This is a genomic window from Pseudomonas sp. UBA2684, from assembly GCA_002354655.1.
Taxonomy (GTDB): domain Bacteria; phylum Pseudomonadota; class Gammaproteobacteria; order Pseudomonadales; family Pseudomonadaceae; genus Aquipseudomonas.
In genome coordinates this window covers 180,894-197,298 of the sequence record DELY01000048.1, presented here as the reverse complement: position 1 = coordinate 197,298, position 16,405 = coordinate 180,894, and the positions used below count along the sequence as shown (strand labels likewise).

At 61.1% G+C, this 16,405-nt stretch carries 15 protein-coding genes; 7 read left to right on the top strand and 8 right to left on the bottom strand.

Annotated elements, in window-relative coordinates:
• Positions 1-9 precede the first annotated feature (9 nt).
• The 5 genes from B3M58_RS17375 to B3M58_RS17355 all read left to right on the top strand — a co-directional run bounded on the left by B3M58_RS17375 (position 10) and on the right by B3M58_RS17355 (position 3,906).
• Complete coding sequence (locus B3M58_RS17375) at positions 10-1,005, top strand: zinc transporter ZntB (RefSeq protein WP_296220982.1); 996 nt, start codon at positions 10-12, stop codon at positions 1,003-1,005.
• Between the two features lie 54 nt (positions 1,006-1,059).
• Positions 1,060-1,305 carry a CrfX protein gene (locus B3M58_RS17370; protein WP_296220981.1) on the top strand — a complete coding sequence of 82 codons (246 nt, stop codon included), beginning with the start codon at positions 1,060-1,062 and terminating at the stop codon, positions 1,303-1,305.
• Position 1,306: 1 nt separating this feature from the next.
• The gene (locus tag B3M58_RS17365) at positions 1,307-2,131 is read left to right on the top strand and encodes a mechanosensitive ion channel family protein (protein WP_296220979.1); all 825 of its coding nucleotides are present in this window, start codon (positions 1,307-1,309) and stop codon (positions 2,129-2,131) included.
• A 92-nt stretch (positions 2,132-2,223) separates the two neighbouring features.
• Positions 2,224-2,814 (top strand): RNA polymerase sigma factor SigX, encoded by a 591-nt coding sequence (sigX, locus tag B3M58_RS17360; RefSeq protein WP_296220978.1) that lies wholly within the window; start codon positions 2,224-2,226, stop codon positions 2,812-2,814.
• A 108-nt stretch (positions 2,815-2,922) separates the two neighbouring features.
• Entirely contained in the window at positions 2,923-3,906 is a 984-nt protein-coding gene (locus tag B3M58_RS17355) for an OmpA family protein (protein WP_296220976.1), read from the top strand.
• A gap of 106 nt (positions 3,907-4,012) precedes the next feature.
• Here the strand turns inward: B3M58_RS17355 and cobA are convergent, their stop codons facing one another.
• From cobA to B3M58_RS17325, 6 genes are all read right to left on the bottom strand, one after another.
• Positions 4,013-4,750 carry a uroporphyrinogen-III C-methyltransferase gene (cobA, locus tag B3M58_RS17350; protein WP_296220975.1) on the bottom strand — a complete coding sequence of 246 codons (738 nt, stop codon included), beginning with the start codon at positions 4,748-4,750 and terminating at the stop codon, positions 4,013-4,015.
• A gap of 11 nt (positions 4,751-4,761) precedes the next feature.
• Positions 4,762-7,473: a nitrate reductase gene (locus B3M58_RS17345; RefSeq protein ID WP_296220974.1), complete on the bottom strand. Its 2,712-nt coding sequence runs from the start codon at positions 7,471-7,473 to the stop codon at positions 4,762-4,764.
• A 46-nt stretch (positions 7,474-7,519) separates the two neighbouring features.
• Positions 7,520-7,849: a nitrite reductase small subunit NirD gene (gene nirD / locus B3M58_RS17340; RefSeq protein ID WP_296220972.1), complete on the bottom strand. Its 330-nt coding sequence runs from the start codon at positions 7,847-7,849 to the stop codon at positions 7,520-7,522.
• Entirely contained in the window at positions 7,846-10,302 is a 2,457-nt protein-coding gene (gene nirB / locus B3M58_RS17335) for a nitrite reductase large subunit NirB (RefSeq protein ID WP_296220971.1), read from the bottom strand. The genes nirD and nirB overlap by 4 nt, the downstream gene beginning before the upstream one ends.
• 327 nt (positions 10,303-10,629) lie before the next feature.
• Positions 10,630-12,297, bottom strand: a complete 1,668-nt coding sequence (locus B3M58_RS17330) for a bifunctional protein-serine/threonine kinase/phosphatase (RefSeq protein WP_296220970.1) — start codon at positions 12,295-12,297, stop codon at positions 10,630-10,632.
• Positions 12,298-12,531: 234 nt separating this feature from the next.
• Complete coding sequence (locus tag B3M58_RS17325; RefSeq protein ID WP_296220968.1) at positions 12,532-13,743, bottom strand: nitrate/nitrite transporter; 1,212 nt, start codon at positions 13,741-13,743, stop codon at positions 12,532-12,534.
• A gap of 731 nt (positions 13,744-14,474) precedes the next feature.
• Here B3M58_RS17325 and B3M58_RS17320 point away from each other — a divergent pair.
• Both B3M58_RS17320 and B3M58_RS17315 read left to right on the top strand, forming a co-directional pair.
• The gene (locus B3M58_RS17320) at positions 14,475-14,738 is read left to right on the top strand and encodes a hypothetical protein (RefSeq protein ID WP_296220966.1); all 264 of its coding nucleotides are present in this window, start codon (positions 14,475-14,477) and stop codon (positions 14,736-14,738) included.
• Entirely contained in the window at positions 14,738-15,292 is a 555-nt protein-coding gene (locus B3M58_RS17315) for a magnesium transporter (protein WP_296220964.1), read from the top strand. Before B3M58_RS17320 ends, B3M58_RS17315 begins: the two co-directional genes overlap by 1 nt.
• 41 nt (positions 15,293-15,333) lie before the next feature.
• Here the strand turns inward: B3M58_RS17315 and B3M58_RS17310 are convergent, their stop codons facing one another.
• Positions 15,334-15,672, bottom strand: coding sequence for a cytochrome C oxidase subunit IV family protein (locus B3M58_RS17310; protein ID WP_296220962.1), 339 nt, complete (start codon positions 15,670-15,672; stop codon positions 15,334-15,336).
• Between the two features lie 18 nt (positions 15,673-15,690).
• On the bottom strand, positions 15,691-16,401 hold the full coding sequence (locus B3M58_RS17305; protein ID WP_296220961.1) for a heme-copper oxidase subunit III family protein: 711 nt from the start codon (positions 16,399-16,401) through the stop codon (positions 15,691-15,693).
• Positions 16,402-16,405: the final 4 nt, after the last annotated feature.

The window sequence follows — 16,405 nt, the reverse complement described above, 5'->3', positions numbered from 1 at the left end:
GAGTAAGGGATGCACGAGGAAGACAACGCGCAATGGGGCTTGGTGCATGCCTTTGTCCTGGACGGCAAAGGTGGCGCGCGGCCGATTGGCCGTGAACAGCTGGCCGGGCTTGAGTTGGCCGCGCTGGAGAGCCTCTGGCTGCATTGGGATCGCAGCCACCCGCAGACGCAGACCTGGTTACGGAGTGACAGTGGTCTGAGTGAGTTCGCCTGCGATCTGCTGCTGGAGGAAAATACCCGGCCGCGCGTATTGCCGCTGCCCGAGCACGAGTTGCTGCTGTTCCTCCGTGGGGTCAACCTGAATCCCGGCGCGGAGCCAGAAGATATGGTCTCGGTGCGCATCTTCGCCGATGCGCGGCGCGTGATCTCCCTGCGTTTACGGCCACTGCGGGCGACCGAAGACCTGATCGAGGATCTGGCTGCCGGCAAGGGGCCGAAAACCTCCTCCGAGCTGATCCTCAACCTGGCGCATTACTTGACCGACAAGGTCGAAGCCTTGGTCGGCGACCTGTCCGAGCAGGTCGATGATCAGGAGGAGCGCTTCGATAGCGATGAGCGCCTGACCGCGGAGCACAGCCAGCTGTTGCTGATCCGGCGGCGCGCTGCCAGCCTGCGGCGCTTCCTGGCGCCACAGCGCGATATCTATGCACAGCTGACGCGCAACCAGCAGCCCTGGTTCGTGGCCGACGACACCGACTACTGGAACGAGTTGAACAACCGTCTGACCCGTTATCTGGAAGAGCTCGACCTCAGTCGCGAGCGCGTGAGTCTGGTGCTGGAAGCCGAAAACCGGCGCATGGATGAGCGGATGAACCGCATCATGTACCGCTTCGGCATCATTACGGGGGTGTTTCTCCCAATGAGTTTTCTCACCGGCTTGCTCGGCATCAATGTCGGCGGCATTCCTGGCTCGCAAAGCCCGTACGGGTTTCTGATCGCCTGTTCGATCATGCTCGCCGTCGCCCTTGGTCAGTGGTGGTTATTCCGCCGTTTACGCTGGCTCTGATGTGACTTGACGGTTGCTCGTCTCGTCTAGCCGACACGTCCTGTGAGGTGCGTCATGCACGATCCATTCGAAGAATCCCTGCGCGATTTGCTCAAATCACCCTCGTCCGATCATGACGACGATGCGTGCCTGCACCGCGTATTGAAGACGGCCAACCGACAGGTCGGCGCTGGCGATCTGTTCGCCCTGATGGGGCACTGGGTCGGCGCCTTGATGATTGCCCTGAACAACGGCTCGGCGCACGTCTCGCCGGTCTCGCGTCGTCACACTTCCGCTCGTTCTACTGATAAGGCTGACTGAAATGGAACTCGATCCCTGGACTCAAAGCCTGATTGCAGCAATGACTGCGCTGTGGACCAAGGTTGCCGGCTTTATTCCGAACCTGTTCGTTGCGCTGATTTTGGTGCTGCTCGGCTTTGTCGTGGCTAAATTGCTCGACACCTTGCTGTCCAAGTTGCTTGGCAAGCTGGGACTGGATCGCCTGATGGCCGGCACCGGCATGACCAAGCTGCTCGGTCGTGCCGGCATCCAGGTGCCGGTTTCGACCCTGATCGGCAAGATCGTCTATTGGTTCGTGCTGTTGATTTTCCTGGTCTCGGCGGCCGAGTCGCTGGGGTTGGAGCGGGTTTCCGCGACCCTCGACGTGCTCGCGTTGTATCTGCCGAAAGTCTTCGGCGCCGCGCTGGTATTGCTTGCGGGCGTGTTGTTGGCGCAGCTGGTCAGCGGTCTGGTGCGCGGCGCGGCAGAGGGCGTGGGGTTGGATTACGCCAATGGCCTGGGGCGTATCGCCCAAGGCCTGGTGATCATCATCAGCATCTCGGTGGCCATCGGCCAGCTTGAGGTCAAGACCGACCTGTTGAACAACGTCATCGCCATCGTGCTTATTTCGGTGGGCTTGGCCGTGGCATTGGCGTTGGGCCTGGGTAGTCGGGAAATCGCCGGACAGATACTGGCCGGTATCTATGTGCGCGAGTTGTATCAGGTTGGGCAACAAGTTCAGGTGGGCGATGTCGAAGGGCAGATCGAGGAAATTGGCACGGTCAAGACTATCCTGTTAACCGATGCGGGCGAGCTGGTCTCCGTGGCCAATCGCACCTTGCTCGAGCAACGGGTGAGCAGTCGCTAACGCGCTAATCCCTGCTAATGTATGCCGCCAACCCAACTGCCTGATTCATCAGGTGTTGGCGGCCTCTGTCCCGACTGTCGGCCCGACTCGTTTTGAATAAAGCCCAACCGCTGTCTTTGCGTTATGACCCCCGCGAGCTCTCGGACGAGGAGCTGGTGGCGCGCGCGCACGACGAGTTGTTCCACATTACGCGCGCCTATGAAGAGCTGATGCGCCGTTACCAGCGCACATTATTTAATGTCTGTGCGCGTTATTTAGGGAACGATCGTGATGCCGACGATGTCTGTCAGGAGGTCATGCTTAAAGTTCTTTATGGTTTGAAGAACTTTGAGGGCAAGTCGAAGTTCAAAACCTGGCTATACAGCATTACCTACAACGAGTGCATCACGCAGTACCGCAAAGAGCGGCGCAAGCGTCGCTTAATGGATGCACTAAGTTTGGATCCGCTGGAAGAGGCGTCTGAAGAGAAGACGCCTAAAGCGGAGGATCGCGGCGGCTTGGATCGTTGGTTGGTGCACGTCAATCCGATCGACCGAGAAATTCTGGTGCTACGTTTTGTCGCAGAGCTGGAGTTCCAAGAGATCGCGGACATCATGCACATGGGCCTCAGCGCCACGAAAATGCGCTACAAGCGCGCATTGGATCGATTACGAGAGAAGTTTGCAGGTGTTACCGAAAGTTAGTTCGGGGCAAATAGTCTCTGGCGTAAAAGCAAGTTCTGATAAACTTGTCGTCGTTTTGCGTGTCTACCTGTACGCAATTCAATCAATCACCAGATGGGGATTTAACGGATGAAACTGAAAAACACCTTAGGCGTAGTCATTGGCTCACTTGTAGCCGCTTCCTCCATGAGCGTGTTGGCTCAAGGCCAAGGCGCCGTCGAGGTGGAAGCTTTTGGTAAGCGCTCTTTCACCGAAAGCAATCGCGACGTGACTAACGGCAACCTGTTCGGCGGCAGCGTCGGTTACTACCTGACCGATGATGTTTCCCTCAACCTGTCCCACGGTGTGTACGAAAGCATCGAAGCCGACCTGGTACCTGGCGGTAGCGGCGAGAAAGATATCGATGGCACCCTGAGCACTGTTGAAGCCCTGTACCACTTCGGTACCCCGGGTGCCCAGAGCCTGCGTCCTTACGTTTCAGCCGGTTTCGGCCATCAGCAGCTGGACAACACCGCAGCACGTGGCCAGGACAAAACCACCTTCGCAATCGCCGGTGCCGGCGTGAAGTACTACTTCAGCGAAATGTTCTTCGCTAAAGCCGGTGTAGATGTACTGCACAGCCTGGATACCGAAAACACCGAATGGCAAGCTGGCGTTGGTGTCGGCCTGAACTTCGGCGGCAGCACCAAGCCGGTTGCCCAGGTTGTAGAAGCTGCTCCGGAGCCAATGCCTGAGCCGACTCCGGTTGAAGAGCCGGCCCAAGTCGTTCGCGTTGAACTGGACGTGAAATTCGACTTCGACAAAGCTCAAGTCAAAGAAGAAAGCTACGGCGACATCAAGAACCTGGCTGACTTCATGAAGCAATACCCGCAAACCACCACCACCGTTGAAGGCCACACCGACTCCGTCGGTTCTGACGCCTACAACCAGGGTCTGTCCGAGAAGCGTGCAAACGCCGTTCGTGACGTTCTGGTCAACCAGTACGGTGTTGAAGGCGAGCGCGTAAACGCTGCTGGTTACGGCGAAGCTCAGCCGGTTGCCGATAACGCAACCGACTCTGGCCGTGCTGTAAACCGTCGCGTTGAAGCTGAAGTAGAAGCACAAGCCCAGTAATTGGTCTTTGCTTGCTAGGAAAAACCCGGCTTCGGCCGGGTTTTTCTTTGCCTGAAAAAAAGCCCGGCCGAGGCCGGGCAAATACAACTTCGCAGGAGCGAAGCGGTCAGGCAATTGCTGCGATGGCTTGGGCTTGTTGTTCGGCCGCCACTTCGCCGATCACCAGAATGGCAGGGCTTTTCAGCTGGAAGGCCAGCGCATCCTGCTGCATCGCGGCGAGCGTGCTGCGGCATTCGCGTTGCTGCGGCAGCGAGGCGTTTTCAATCATCGCCACTGGCATGTGCGCCGGCATGCCGCCGGCCAGCAGGCTTTCACGGATTTCCGGGAGCTTGGCCACGCCCATGTACACCACCAGGGTGGTGCCGCTCTGCGCCAGGGCCGCCCAGTTGAGGCTGCTGTCGTCCTGGGTGTGGGCGGTGACCAGGGTCACGCCACGGGCTATGCCGCGCAGGGTCAGGGGGATGCCGCAGTTGGTCGCCCCGGCGAGACCGGCGGTGATGCCGTTGACCATTTCCACCTCGATGCCGTGCTCGCTGAGCCAGTCGACTTCCTCGCTGCCACGGCCGAAGATGCAGGGGTCACCGCCTTTCAGGCGCACCACGCATTTGCCCTGGCGCGCATAGCGCAGCATCAGGCGGTGGATAAACGCTTGCGGGGTGGAGCGGCAGCCGCCGCGCTTACCGACGGGGATGACCCGCGCATCGGGGCAATGTTCGAGCACGGCGGGGTTGACCAGATCATCGATCATCACGATCTCGGCCTGATTCAGGGCCTTTACTGCTTTGAGGGTCAGCAACTCCGGATCACCGGGGCCTGCGCCTACCAGCCAGACTTTTGCGCTCATATCGGATACCTCTAGGCGTTGACGGCAACCGGCTGGGTGGCCAGCAGGCGCTTGATTTCGGGGACGCAGGAACCGCAGCTGGTGCCGCATTTCAGCTCCTGCTTGAGGCCGTTCAGGTCGAGGCCGCGTTTGATACCGGCGCACACCGAGGCTTCACTGACGTTCAGGCAGTTGCACAGGGTCTTGCTGGCGGTTTTAGCGCTGGCGCTACCCGGTGGTGTGGACACCGGGGCGAGCAGCCAGCGGCGCAGGTCGGCGTCGGCCTGGCCTTCGTTCCACAGGGTTTTCAGCCAGTCGCGGGCGGCGGTTTCACCGGCCAGGCGAATCGCGGTGATGCGCCCGTCTTCGATACGCACGCGCTTGCCGACGGCTTTGCGTGGGTCGTCATAGGCCAGCACCGGGCCCTTGTTCAGGCCGAGCAGGCGGTCGATCTGTGCCAGCAGCTCGGCCTCGGGTGCCACCGCACAGGCCGCGCGGATCAGCAGAGCAGGGCGATCACGGCCGGTCAGGGTCAGGTTGGCGTAGGCAAACTCTTCGAACAGCGGGCGCAATGCCTCGAAGCGTGTCTGCACATCGCCCTCGACCAGGGCAAAGAAACTCCAGGGCAGCTCGACCTTTTCTACTTCAATGCCGGCGTGTTTCAGCTCCGGCTGCTTGGACAGTGGATCGAACGCCGGCTGGGTTAGCACGTTGGTGCCGAGCCCCTTGAGAAAGCGATTGCCCCAGTGCATGGGCATATACGCCTGGCCGCTGCGTACCGACTCATCGGCCACCACCGGCACGATCAGGCTGCCACGGCGGCTGCGTACCTTGATCAGGTCGCCGCTCTGCAGGCGACGCCGGCGCAACTCATCCGGGTGCAGGCTGAGCAGCGCTTCCGGAGCGTGGCCGAACAGTTGCGCGGCCGAACCGGTGCGGCTCATGCCATGCCACTGGTCACGCAGGCGGCCGGTGTTGAGGGTCAGGGAATAGCGCGTCTCGCGCTTTTCCTTGGCCGCGCGGAACGGCTCGGCTTGAAACTGCGCGCGGCCGTTTGCCGTCGGGAACTGGCCATCGCCATACAGGCGCGCCGTTCCCTGGGTAGCGCCGGCCGGGAACGGCCATTGCTGGGGGCCTTGGTTATCCAGAATCGCGTAGCTCAGCCCCGAGAGGTCGAGATCGCGTTTGGCAGTCAGGTGTTTGTATTCTTCGAACAGCGCGTTGGGGCTGTCGAAGGCGAACAGGCTGGGCAGGCCGGGGCGGAGCAGAAGTTCTAAACGGCGGGCGAAATCTGTGGTGATCGCCCAATCCGGCCGCGCCTCGGCGGGCGCTGGCACGGCGCGGCGCACATGGGTGATGCGCCGCTCGGAGTTGGTCACGCTGCCTTCTTTTTCCCCCCAGCTGGCAGCTGGCAGCAGCAGGTCGGCGTAGTGGCAGGTCTCGGTGGTAAAGAAGGCTTCCTGCACCACGACAAAGGGGCAGGCGGCCAGGGCTTCATGCACCTTGGTCTGATCCGGCATGGATTGCGCCGGGTTGGTGCAGGCGATCCACAGCGCTTTGATCTGGCCGACGCGCACCGCTTCGAACAGCTCGATCGCGCTCAGGCCGGTGCTTGCTGGCAGCGCATCGACGCCCCAGTAACTGGCCACTTCATCGCGGTGCTCGGCGTTTGCAGCTTCGCGGTGGCCGGGCAGCAGGTTGCTCAGGCTGCCGGTTTCGCGGCCACCCATGGCGTTCGGCTGGCCGGTCAGGGAGAAGGGGCCGCTGCCGACTTTGCCGATCTGTCCGGTGGCCAGGTGCAGGTTGATCAGTGCGCTGTTCTTGGCGCTGCCGGCGGTGGATTGGTTAAGGCCCATGCACCACAACGAGAGAAAGCTCGGTGCCTGGCCGATCAGCTGGGCGCACTGTTGCAGGCTGTCCACGCTGATGCCGCACAGTTCGCTGACCATCTGTGGGTTATAGGCGTGCACCAGGCTTTTCAGCGCATCGAAGCCCTCGGTGTGGGCATCGATATAACGGCGGTCGATCCAGCCTTCCCACATCAGGATATGCAGAATGCCGTGGAACAGCGCCACGTCACTGCCGGGCAGAATCGCCAGGTGCAGGTCGGCCAGGTCGCAGGTGTCGGTGCGCCGCGGGTCGATGACGATGACCTTCATCTGCGGGCGCTTGGCCTTGGCTTCTTCCAGGCGGCGGAACAGCACCGGGTGGGCGTAGGCCATGTTGGAGCCGGCGATCAGCACGCAATCGCTCTGCTCGATATCCTCGTAATTGCACGGCGGCGCGTCGGCACCCAGGCTGCGCTTATAGCCGACCACCGCCGAGCTCATGCACAGGCGCGAGTTACTGTCGATATTGTTGGTTCCCACCAACGCTCGCGCCAGCTTGTTAAAGGCGTAGTAATCCTCGGTCAACAGCTGGCCGGAGATATAGAAGGCGACACTGTCCGGGCCGTGCTCGCGGATAGTTTCGGCGAACACGTTGGCGGCGTGATCGAGGGCGCTGTCCCAATCCGTGCGCGAACGCGCCAGGCCCTTGGCCAAACGCAGCTCGGGATAGAGCGCGCGGGCGTCGAGGTCGCCGGTCAGGTGCAGGCTTGCGCCCTTGCTGCAGAGTTTGCCGAGGTTGGCCGGGTGGCTGGGATCGCCAGCGACGCCGAGAATCTTCTCGCCGTCGTGTTCGATCAGCACGCCGCAGCCGACACCGCAGTAGCAGCAGGTCGAAGCGGTGATTTGATTGGCCATGGCCGTTTCTCCGTGTGTAGGCGCGGATCGCTCCGCGCCTACAGGGTTATGCGCACGCGGTGATAGCAACTTTCAGGGCCAGCAGCACGCGGCCGTTTTCCACTTTGGCCTCGTGCTTGTGTGCGCAGCCGACATCCGGTGCGACCGCTTCGCCGTTGGCCAGCTCGATCTGCCAGTTGTGCAGTGGGCAGGCCACGCGCTTGCCGTAGATCAGCCCCTGGGACAGCGGGCCGCCCTTGTGTGGGCAGCGGTCGTCGAGGGCAAACACTTCGTCATCGGAGGTGCGGAAGATCGCGATATCGCCCTTTGGGCCGCTGATGATGCGCGAGCCGAGCACGTTGATTTCTTCCAGGGCGCAGATATCCAGCCAATTCATACGGTGGCCTCCTCGACTTGCACGACGCTGATGCGGTCGAACTCTTTCTTCAGTTGCGGGGTTTCGATGCGTTCTTTCCATGGGTCCTGCTCGAACGACAGGGCGAACTGCAGGCGCGCATTCAGCGCTTTGCGGTTTTCCTCGTTCTCCAGCACGGCCTTCTTGATGTGCTCCATGCCGACGCGCTGCATGTAGTGCACGGTGCGCTCCAGGTAGAAGGCTTCCTCGCGGTACAGCTGGAGGAAGGCACCGTTGTATTCGCGCACTTCTTCGGCGGTTTTCACCTTGACGAAGAACTCGGCGACCTCGGTCTTGATCCCGCCGTTACCGCCGATGTACATCTCGAAGCCGGAGTCCACGCCGATGATGCCGACGTCCTTGATGCCGGCCTCGGCGCAGTTGCGCGGGCAGCCGGAGACCGCGAGCTTGACCTTGTGCGGCGACCACATATTGAACAGGTCGTGCTCCAGGTCGATGCCCAGCTGGGTCGAGTTCTGCGTGCCGAAGCGGCAGAACTCGCTGCCGACGCAGGTCTTCACGGTGCGGATGGACTTGCCGTAGGCGTGGCCAGAGGCCATGTCCAGCTCTTTCCACACGGCTGGCAGGTCTTCCTTCTTGATGCCCAGCAGGTCGATACGCTGACCGCCGGTGACCTTGACCATCGGCACGTTGTACTTGTCGGCGACGTCGGCGATGCGGCGCAGTTCGGACGGGTTGGTCACGCCGCCCCACATGCGCGGCACCACCGAGTAGGTGCCGTCTTTCTGGATGTTGGCGTGGGCGCGTTCGTTGATCAGGCGCGACTGTGGGTCGTCCTTGGCTTCGCCCGGCCAGGTGGAAATCAGGTAGTAGTTCAGCGCCGGACGGCAAGTGGCGCAGCCGTTCGGGGTGCTCCAGTTCAGGAACTCCATGGTCTGCGCCATGCTGGTCAGGTGCTGCTCACGGATCGCCTTGCGGATCTGCCCGTGGTTCAGCTCGCTGCAACCGCAGATGGCTTTCTCGCTTTTCGGCTTCACATCGGCGGCGCCGCCGACGGTGCTGATCAGAATCTGTTCAACCAGGCCGGCGCACGAGCCGCAGGAGCTGGCGGCCTTGGTGTGCTTCTTCACCTCATCCACCGAGAACAGGCCGTTCTCCTGGATCGCCTTGACGATGGTGCCCTTGCACACGCCGTTACAGCCGCACACTTCCATGCTGTCGGGCATGTTGGCGGTGCTGCTCTGGCCTTGGTGGCCGACGTCACCCAGGGCATTTTCGCCGAACATCAGGTGATCGCGGATCTCGCTGATATTGGCGTTCTCCTTGACCTGGCGGAAATACCAGCCGCCGTCGGCGGTGTCGCCATACAGGCAGGCACCGACGAGGATGTCGTTCTTTACCACCAGCTTCTTGTACACGCCGCCAATCGGGTCGGAGAGGGTGATGGTCTCGGTGCCTTCGCTACCCATAAAGTCGCCGGCGGAGAACAGGTCGATACCGGTGACTTTCAGCTTGGTCGAGGTCACCGAGCCCTGATAGCGGGCGAAGCCGAGCTGGGCCAGGTGGTTGGCGCAGACCTTGGCCTGCTCGAACAGCGGCGCAACCAGGCCGTAGGCGATGCCGCGGTGGTTGGCGCACTCGCCAATCGAATACACGCGCGGATCGTAGGTTTGCATGGTGTCGTTGACCAGGATGCCGCGGTTGCACGGAATCCCGGCTTTCTCGGCCAGTTCGGTGTTGGGGCGGATACCGGCGGCCATCACCACCAGGTCGGCGGGGATCACGTCGCCGCTCTTGAACTGCACGGCGCAGACGCGACCTTCGCCGTTGTCCATCAGTTCTTCGGTCTGCTCATTCAGGCGGAAGTGGATGCCGCGCGCCTCCAGCGCGGTTTGCAGCAGCTTGCCAGCGGTTTTGTCCAGCTGACGCTCGAGCAACCAGTCGGAGAGGTGCACCACGGTCACGTCCATGCCGCGCATCTTCAGGCCGTTGGCCGCTTCCAGGCCAAGCAGGCCGCCACCGATGACCACCGCGTGGCTGTGGGTCTTGGCGGTGTCGATCATGGTCTGGGTGTCGGCCACATCACGGTAGCCGATCACACCTTTCAGTTTGTTGCCTGGGATCGGTAGGACGAACGGGTTGGAGCCGGTGGCAATTAGCAGGCGGTCGTATTCGGCGCTGCTGCCATCATCGGCGGTGACGATGCGTTTCTTGCGGTCGATGCTGACCACTTTGCGGTTGAGCATCAGCTGGATGTTGTTCTCGGCATACCAGTTGAGGTCGTTGAGGATGATTTCCTCAAAGGTCTGTTCACCGGCCAGCACCGGCGAGAGCAGGATGCGGTTGTAGTTCGGGTGCGGCTCGGCACCGAACACCGTGATTTCATAAAGGTCGGGCGCGAGCTTGAGCAGTTCTTCGAGGGTTCTGACACCAGCCATGCCGTTGCCAATCATCACCAGCTTGAGTTTTTTCATGCCGGCCATCTCCTGAATAAAAATCACGGAAAACAAAAAAGGCGTCCCGCTAGTCACCTAGCGAGGACGCCTTTGTCCAAGTCCCGTTCTCTCGGGAAAGTGCAGTCTTCTTCGTTGAAGGCTGCGCTTTGTAAATTGTGAGATTGCTAATGCAGAGCCTGTGCCAACTTCGCAGATGCCCGATTTTGCGGGGTTGGCCTGGGCTTTTTGAGGCGACTGGGTGGTTTTGCTGCACCGAATAAAGGCAAGTCGCGCTGCTTTGGTGCGTGTTTCCGGGTCATCGGTAAACCGTAGGGCGAGGTTCACCCTGCGCCCTGCGTCGGTCCGCTATTTGAGTAGCAGAACCAGTAAGGCCAGGTTCAGCAGCAAGGCAAGCAGTGCCACCGTACGCCAGACTTTCAGCGGCTCACGCTCCAGCAGTGGTCGGGGGCGGCTGCTAAGGGCCTGACGTTCGCCTTGCTCCAGGGCCAGCAGCCATTCTTCGGCGGTCTCATAGCGCTGTTGTGGATCGGCGCTGACTGCGCGAGCCAGGCTTTCTTCCAGCCAAGACGGTAGGTCCGGGCGATAACGGCTGGCCGGCGTCGGGCTACCGAATCGCGGGTGTTGGAACGCCTCGATTTCACCGTGGGGGTAATGCCCGGTCAGTAGGTGGTAGAGCGTCACGCCGGCGCTGTAGAGATCCTGTTGGGGTGTGGGAGCGGCGCCAGTGAATGCTTCGGGGGCGATATAGCTGGGCGTGCCCGGCAGGTCGCAGGCTTCATCGCGGCTCAGGCCCGGGCAGTAGGCCAGGCCAAAATCCAGCACGCGCAACTCGCCGTCGTCGCCCCACAGCAGGTTCTCCGGCTTGATGTCGCGGTGCAGGATATTGCGCCGGTGCAGCATGCCCAGGGCCTTGATCAGGCGCGGAGCGATGTCCAGCCATTCCGGCAGGCCCAGCGGGCCGCTCAGGCGCAGATGCTCGGCGAGGGTTTGCCCGGCATATTCGCGCTGCACGTAATACAGGTGCTGACGCTGCGGCAGTGGGTGTACCTCGGCGAAGAAGCGCCCGGCCACGCGGCGCAGAAACCATTCTTCGAGCAGCAGGGCGGGGCCGGCCTGGGGGGCTTCGCTGCGTCCGCCCGGCAGGGTTTTCAGCAGCCAGCGCCGCGCCTGGTTGTCGCGTACGCGGTAGACCAGCGATTGGCGCGACTCGGCCAGCAGGCGCTCGACCTGCCAGCCTTCGAAATCTTGGTCGTCGCGCAGCTTCGGTGGCAAGGGCCAGTGTTCGAGTTGCGCCAGGGTGTCGGCCAGGTCACTTTCCGGCAGGGCATCGACGCGCAGCAGCAGGGCGCTGGCGTTGTCCTGGCTACCGGCCAGGTGCGCGGCGTTGACCAGCGCGCGGCTGGCGGCATCGAGGTCTTGTTCATCATGCAGGATGCGCTGGATGCCGCTGTCGCCGAGGGTTGCCCAGACGCCGTCGCTGACCAGGACAAAGCTCTCGCCCTGGCGCAGTTCACCGTCCAGGTAATCCATCACCAGGTGTTGATCCAGACCCATGGCGCGCTTGAGCACGTGCTGCATGCCGGGTTGTTCCCAGACATGGTCTTCGCTAAGGCGCTCAAGTGTGCCGCCAAGCCAGCGATAGGCGCGGCAATCGCCGACGTGCGCCAGGGTAAAGCGGCGGCCACGCAGGATCAGCGCGCTCAGTGTGGTCAGCAGGGGCTGGCCGCTGCCATTGGCTTGCAGCCAGCGGTTGTGCGCGACCAGTACGCGGTCCAGGGATTGGGTGACCGCCCAGGTTTCCGGCGTGGAGTAATAATCCAGGGCCAGTGCCTGCAGGGTGGCGCGTGCGGCCAGGCCGCCGTCGACGCACTGGCTGACACCATCGGCCAGGGCGAACAGATAACCTTTGCTCGCCGCCAGGGCGGGCGCCGGGGTGACCACTCGGATGGCGTCCTGGTTCTCGCTGCGTGGGCCGATGGCGCTGGCTTCGCCGAAGGTCAATTGCAAGGCCATGCGGACATCCTGAGTGGGGAAGGTTTGAGGCAAAGGCGAGACCGGGGCCGGGCTGCACGAGGTTGTCGTTGCCGACTTCACCCGCTTTCCTGACCAGTGCAATGCAGCGCTGCCGGTCGGTCCCGCCTTTGCCTCAAGCCTCCAGTGGTTGGGCGTAGGGTGGATCGCGCTTTACCGATCCACCCTTGGCTCATGGTGGATGAAAAAGGCGTCATCCACCCTACGTCTGTGCAATTACACCCGGGCCGCAGTTACCGCCGCGCTGCCCCAGGTGGTGCGCCAGCGCAGCTTGACGCCATACAGGCCGACCCAGGCCAGTACGCCGAGGCTGGCGAACAGCCACAGGCCGAGTTGGTAGTCGCCGGTCTGCTGCTTGATGGTGCCCAGGCCTGCAGCCAACAGGAAACCGCCGATGCCGCCGGCCATGCCGATCAGGCCGGTCATCACGCCGATTTCCTTGCGGAAACGCTGCGGCACCAGTTGGAACACCGCGCCGTTGCCGGCACCCAGGCCGAGCATGGCGGCGACGAACAGGGCCAGAGCTGCCGTGGCGCTGGGCAAATTAAAGCCCACCGCGGCAATGCACAGCGAAGCGAGGGTGTACATCACCAGCAGCGTGCGGATACCGCCAATGCGGTCGGCCAGGGCGCCGCCGAGTGGGCGCATCAGGCTGCCGGCACACACGCAGGCGGCGGTGTAGTAGCCGGCGGTAACCGGGTTGAGGCCGTACTGATCGTTGAAGTAACCGGGCAGTGCACTGGCCAGGCCGATAAAGCCACCGAAGGTCACGCTGTAGAAAAACATGAACCACCAGCTGTCGCGATCACCGAGGGCCTTCAAGTAATCGGCCATGGATTTGGGTGCGGGCCGTTCTGGCGCGTTTTTCGCCACCAGGGCGAACACCACAAGGGTCAACAACAGCGGGATCAACGCCCAGCCAAAGACGTTCTGCCAGCCGAATAGCGCCGCCAGCCCTGGGGCGAAGATCGCCGCCAGCACGGTGCCCGAGTTGCCTGCACCGGCAATGCCCATGGCCTTGCCCTGATGTTGCGGCGGATACCACTGCGAGGCCAGCGGCAGGGCCACGGCGAAGGCGGCACCGGCAAAACCGAGGAACAGGCCCAGCAGCAGGGCTTGCTCATAGGTTTTGATGCCGATTTGCCAAGCGCTGAACAGCGAGGCGATCACGATGACCTGACCGATTAGTCCGGCAGTTTTCGGCGACAGTCGGTCAGCCAGCAAGCCCATGAAGAAACGTAACAGGGCTCCCGAGAGAATCGGCGTTGCCACCATCAGGCCACGTTGCTGGGCCGTCAAATCGAGATCGGTGGCAATTTGCACCGCCAGTGGGCCGAGTACGTACCAGACCATAAAGCTCAAATCGAAATAGAGAAAAGCGGCGAACAATGTCGGGGTATGGCCAGCTTTCCAGAAACTTGTATTCATCGAGCACCTCATCAGCAAAAAGGGTCCCGGCCGGTTGCGGCATGCCGTGGTCGTGGACACGGCAGCCGCAACCGCCGGGGAGGCGCGGCACTTGTGGTGCAACGCCCTGCGGCCAAAGCCACAGCTGGGTTGAGAGAGTTACCAGCGAGGCCTCTGGATCGCAGATGCACCGCCAGCCCCAGTCGCTGGGGCGAAAACGAAAAAACGCCGCATCACCTGAGCGCTCGGAAGCGCGGGTGAAGCGACGTCTTTGTCGTTTGTGAGGCAGCCGCCATTGGCTACCGATAGCAATGCATTAGCAAGAGCTGAGCCAACGCGCGGAGGCCATGATTTACGGGGATGTACAGGCTTGCGGGTGGTGCGCGAATGACACAAAACAGCGCGCTGGAGCTATTTGTGCGCCGAGATGGGGCGAGGTTGTGCGGCGGCGAGTGGGCAACGCTGCGAAGCGGAGTGACTCAATGTGCTGTTGCCGAATGGCTCAGGAGGTAATCAACGGCTTTGACAGGCTCTCCGCCGACTCGATAACGCTGCCGGTGGGGCAAGCGGTGCTACTGGATAGCAGCAACTGGCGCGTAGATTCGACGCCTTCATTAGCGTGAGTCGGTAGCGGTAGGGTGAGCAAGGAAAGGGCGAGAAGGTTGGTCAACAGCCCGGCTTGCCGGGTATGGCTGTGCAAAACTGACATAGCAATTCCCCTACTTTTATTGTTGTGCCCTAAGGCGTAGCAGATGATTCATGTTATGTCACGCCAGTTTGAGCCGGTGGCGATGATCGGCAATGCATTGAGCGTGCCTGATAGACCTATGGAGGACTTGCTGTTTGGCTTGATTTTTGACTTGACTTTTCTTGAAACGCAAAATGCGTCATGTGGGTGCGGTGCTATACTCACGTCGGATCAAAAAGAAGGGGGGCAACATCTTCACACCGGTAGAACACCCTCTGTGATGTCAGGTTGTGGTGGTCTACAGCAAAGCGAGAATAGAGGTGCGTGATGAATCGACACTATTACATCAGTGACAATCTCGACGATCTTGAAACCGTTGAGCGTGAGTTGGAAGCTGGCGGGATTAGTACCGAGCAAATCCATGTGCTCAGCGAAAAAGATGCTGATGTAGAACAGCATCACCTGCACGATGTGCCCTCGTTTATGAAACAAGATGTCGTCCACTCCGGCGAAATTGGTGCGGTTGTCGGCGTGGTACTGGCTGCGCTGGTTATTGGTAGCGCTTATTGGCTGGGTTGGACCGACACCGCGGCAGGTTGGATGCCCTTTATCTTCCTCGCGATAGTGGTTTTTGGTTTTTGCACGTGGGAAGGCGGCTTTTTTGGTATCCAGGTGCCAAACACCCATTTCCGCCGGTTTAAGCAGAACTTGAAAGAAGGCAAACATATCTTTTTCGTCGATGTTGAGCCGGAGCAGGAAGCGCTATTGGAGCAGGTAGTCAAACACCATCCAATGCTCAATATGGCTGGCGTTGGCTCGGCGGCGCCTCACTGGACAGTCGCGTGGTTGCAGCGCTGGCATCAGTTCAAGCGAACGATATAGGCCCCGCTCTTATTAGCCGTTGTCTATCAGCCCCCGAATACTCAAGGCGATTCGGGGGCTATGTTTTGCCCAAAGAAAAAGATCCGGCTCAGGAAGATATAGTCCGCCTCGCTGGCCATAAGCCCCACCAGCACCAGCAAGCACAACGGTGGCAGCAGTATGGCGTAGACCATGGCCAGTCGCTCCCAGGCCATGTGCATGAAGATGGCGACAATTAATCCGGCCTTCAACAACATGAACGTGATTATAAGTGACCACCTGAGATAGCCCGCGAAGTGGAAATAGTCGACAAGGTAAGACAGGGTGCTGAGGACGAATAACAGCCCCCAGATTTTCAGGTACAAGCCGATGGGGTGTTGTTGTTCCTGGGTATGCGCCATCGTCAGTGCTCCTCTTCGCTACCATAAATAGAAGAACGCAAAAATAAACACCCACACCAAGTCCACGAAGTGCCAGTACAGCCCTGCTATCTCGACGATCTGATAGTTGCCGGAGCGCTGGTAATCGCCGCGCAGTACTTTCAGCGCGACGATGGTGAGGTAGATGACGCCGATGGACACGTGCAGGCCGTGGAAGCCGGTGATCATGAAGAAGCTCGCGCCAAACTGCGCCGCGCCCATGGGGTTGCCCCAGGGCCGCACTCCTTCGGCAATCAGCTTGCTCCATTCGAATGCCTGCATGCCGACGAAGGCGACCCCGAAGGCGGCGGTTGTCAGCATCAGAGCCGCGGTTTTGACCCGGTCGCGGCGGTAAGCGAAATTGACTGCCATGGCCATGGTGCCGCTGCTGCTGATCAGCACGAAGGTCATGATGGCGATCAGAATCAGGGGAATATGGTGGCCGGCGATGGTCAGGGCGAACACTTCACTTGGGTTCGGCCAGGGCACGGTGGTGGTCATGCGCACTGACATGTAACCGGTTAGAAAGCAGGTGAAGATAAACGTATCGCTGAGCAGGAAGATCCACATCATCGCCTTGCCCCAGGACACCTGCTTGAACGCATCTTGATCCGAGGACCAGTCGCTGACGATTCCCGGCCAGCCCGGTGCTGACGCGTCAGGCCGCTGTGGCGTGGAGTCTGCGGATGTGGGTGGTGAGGGCGCTGCCATGGCT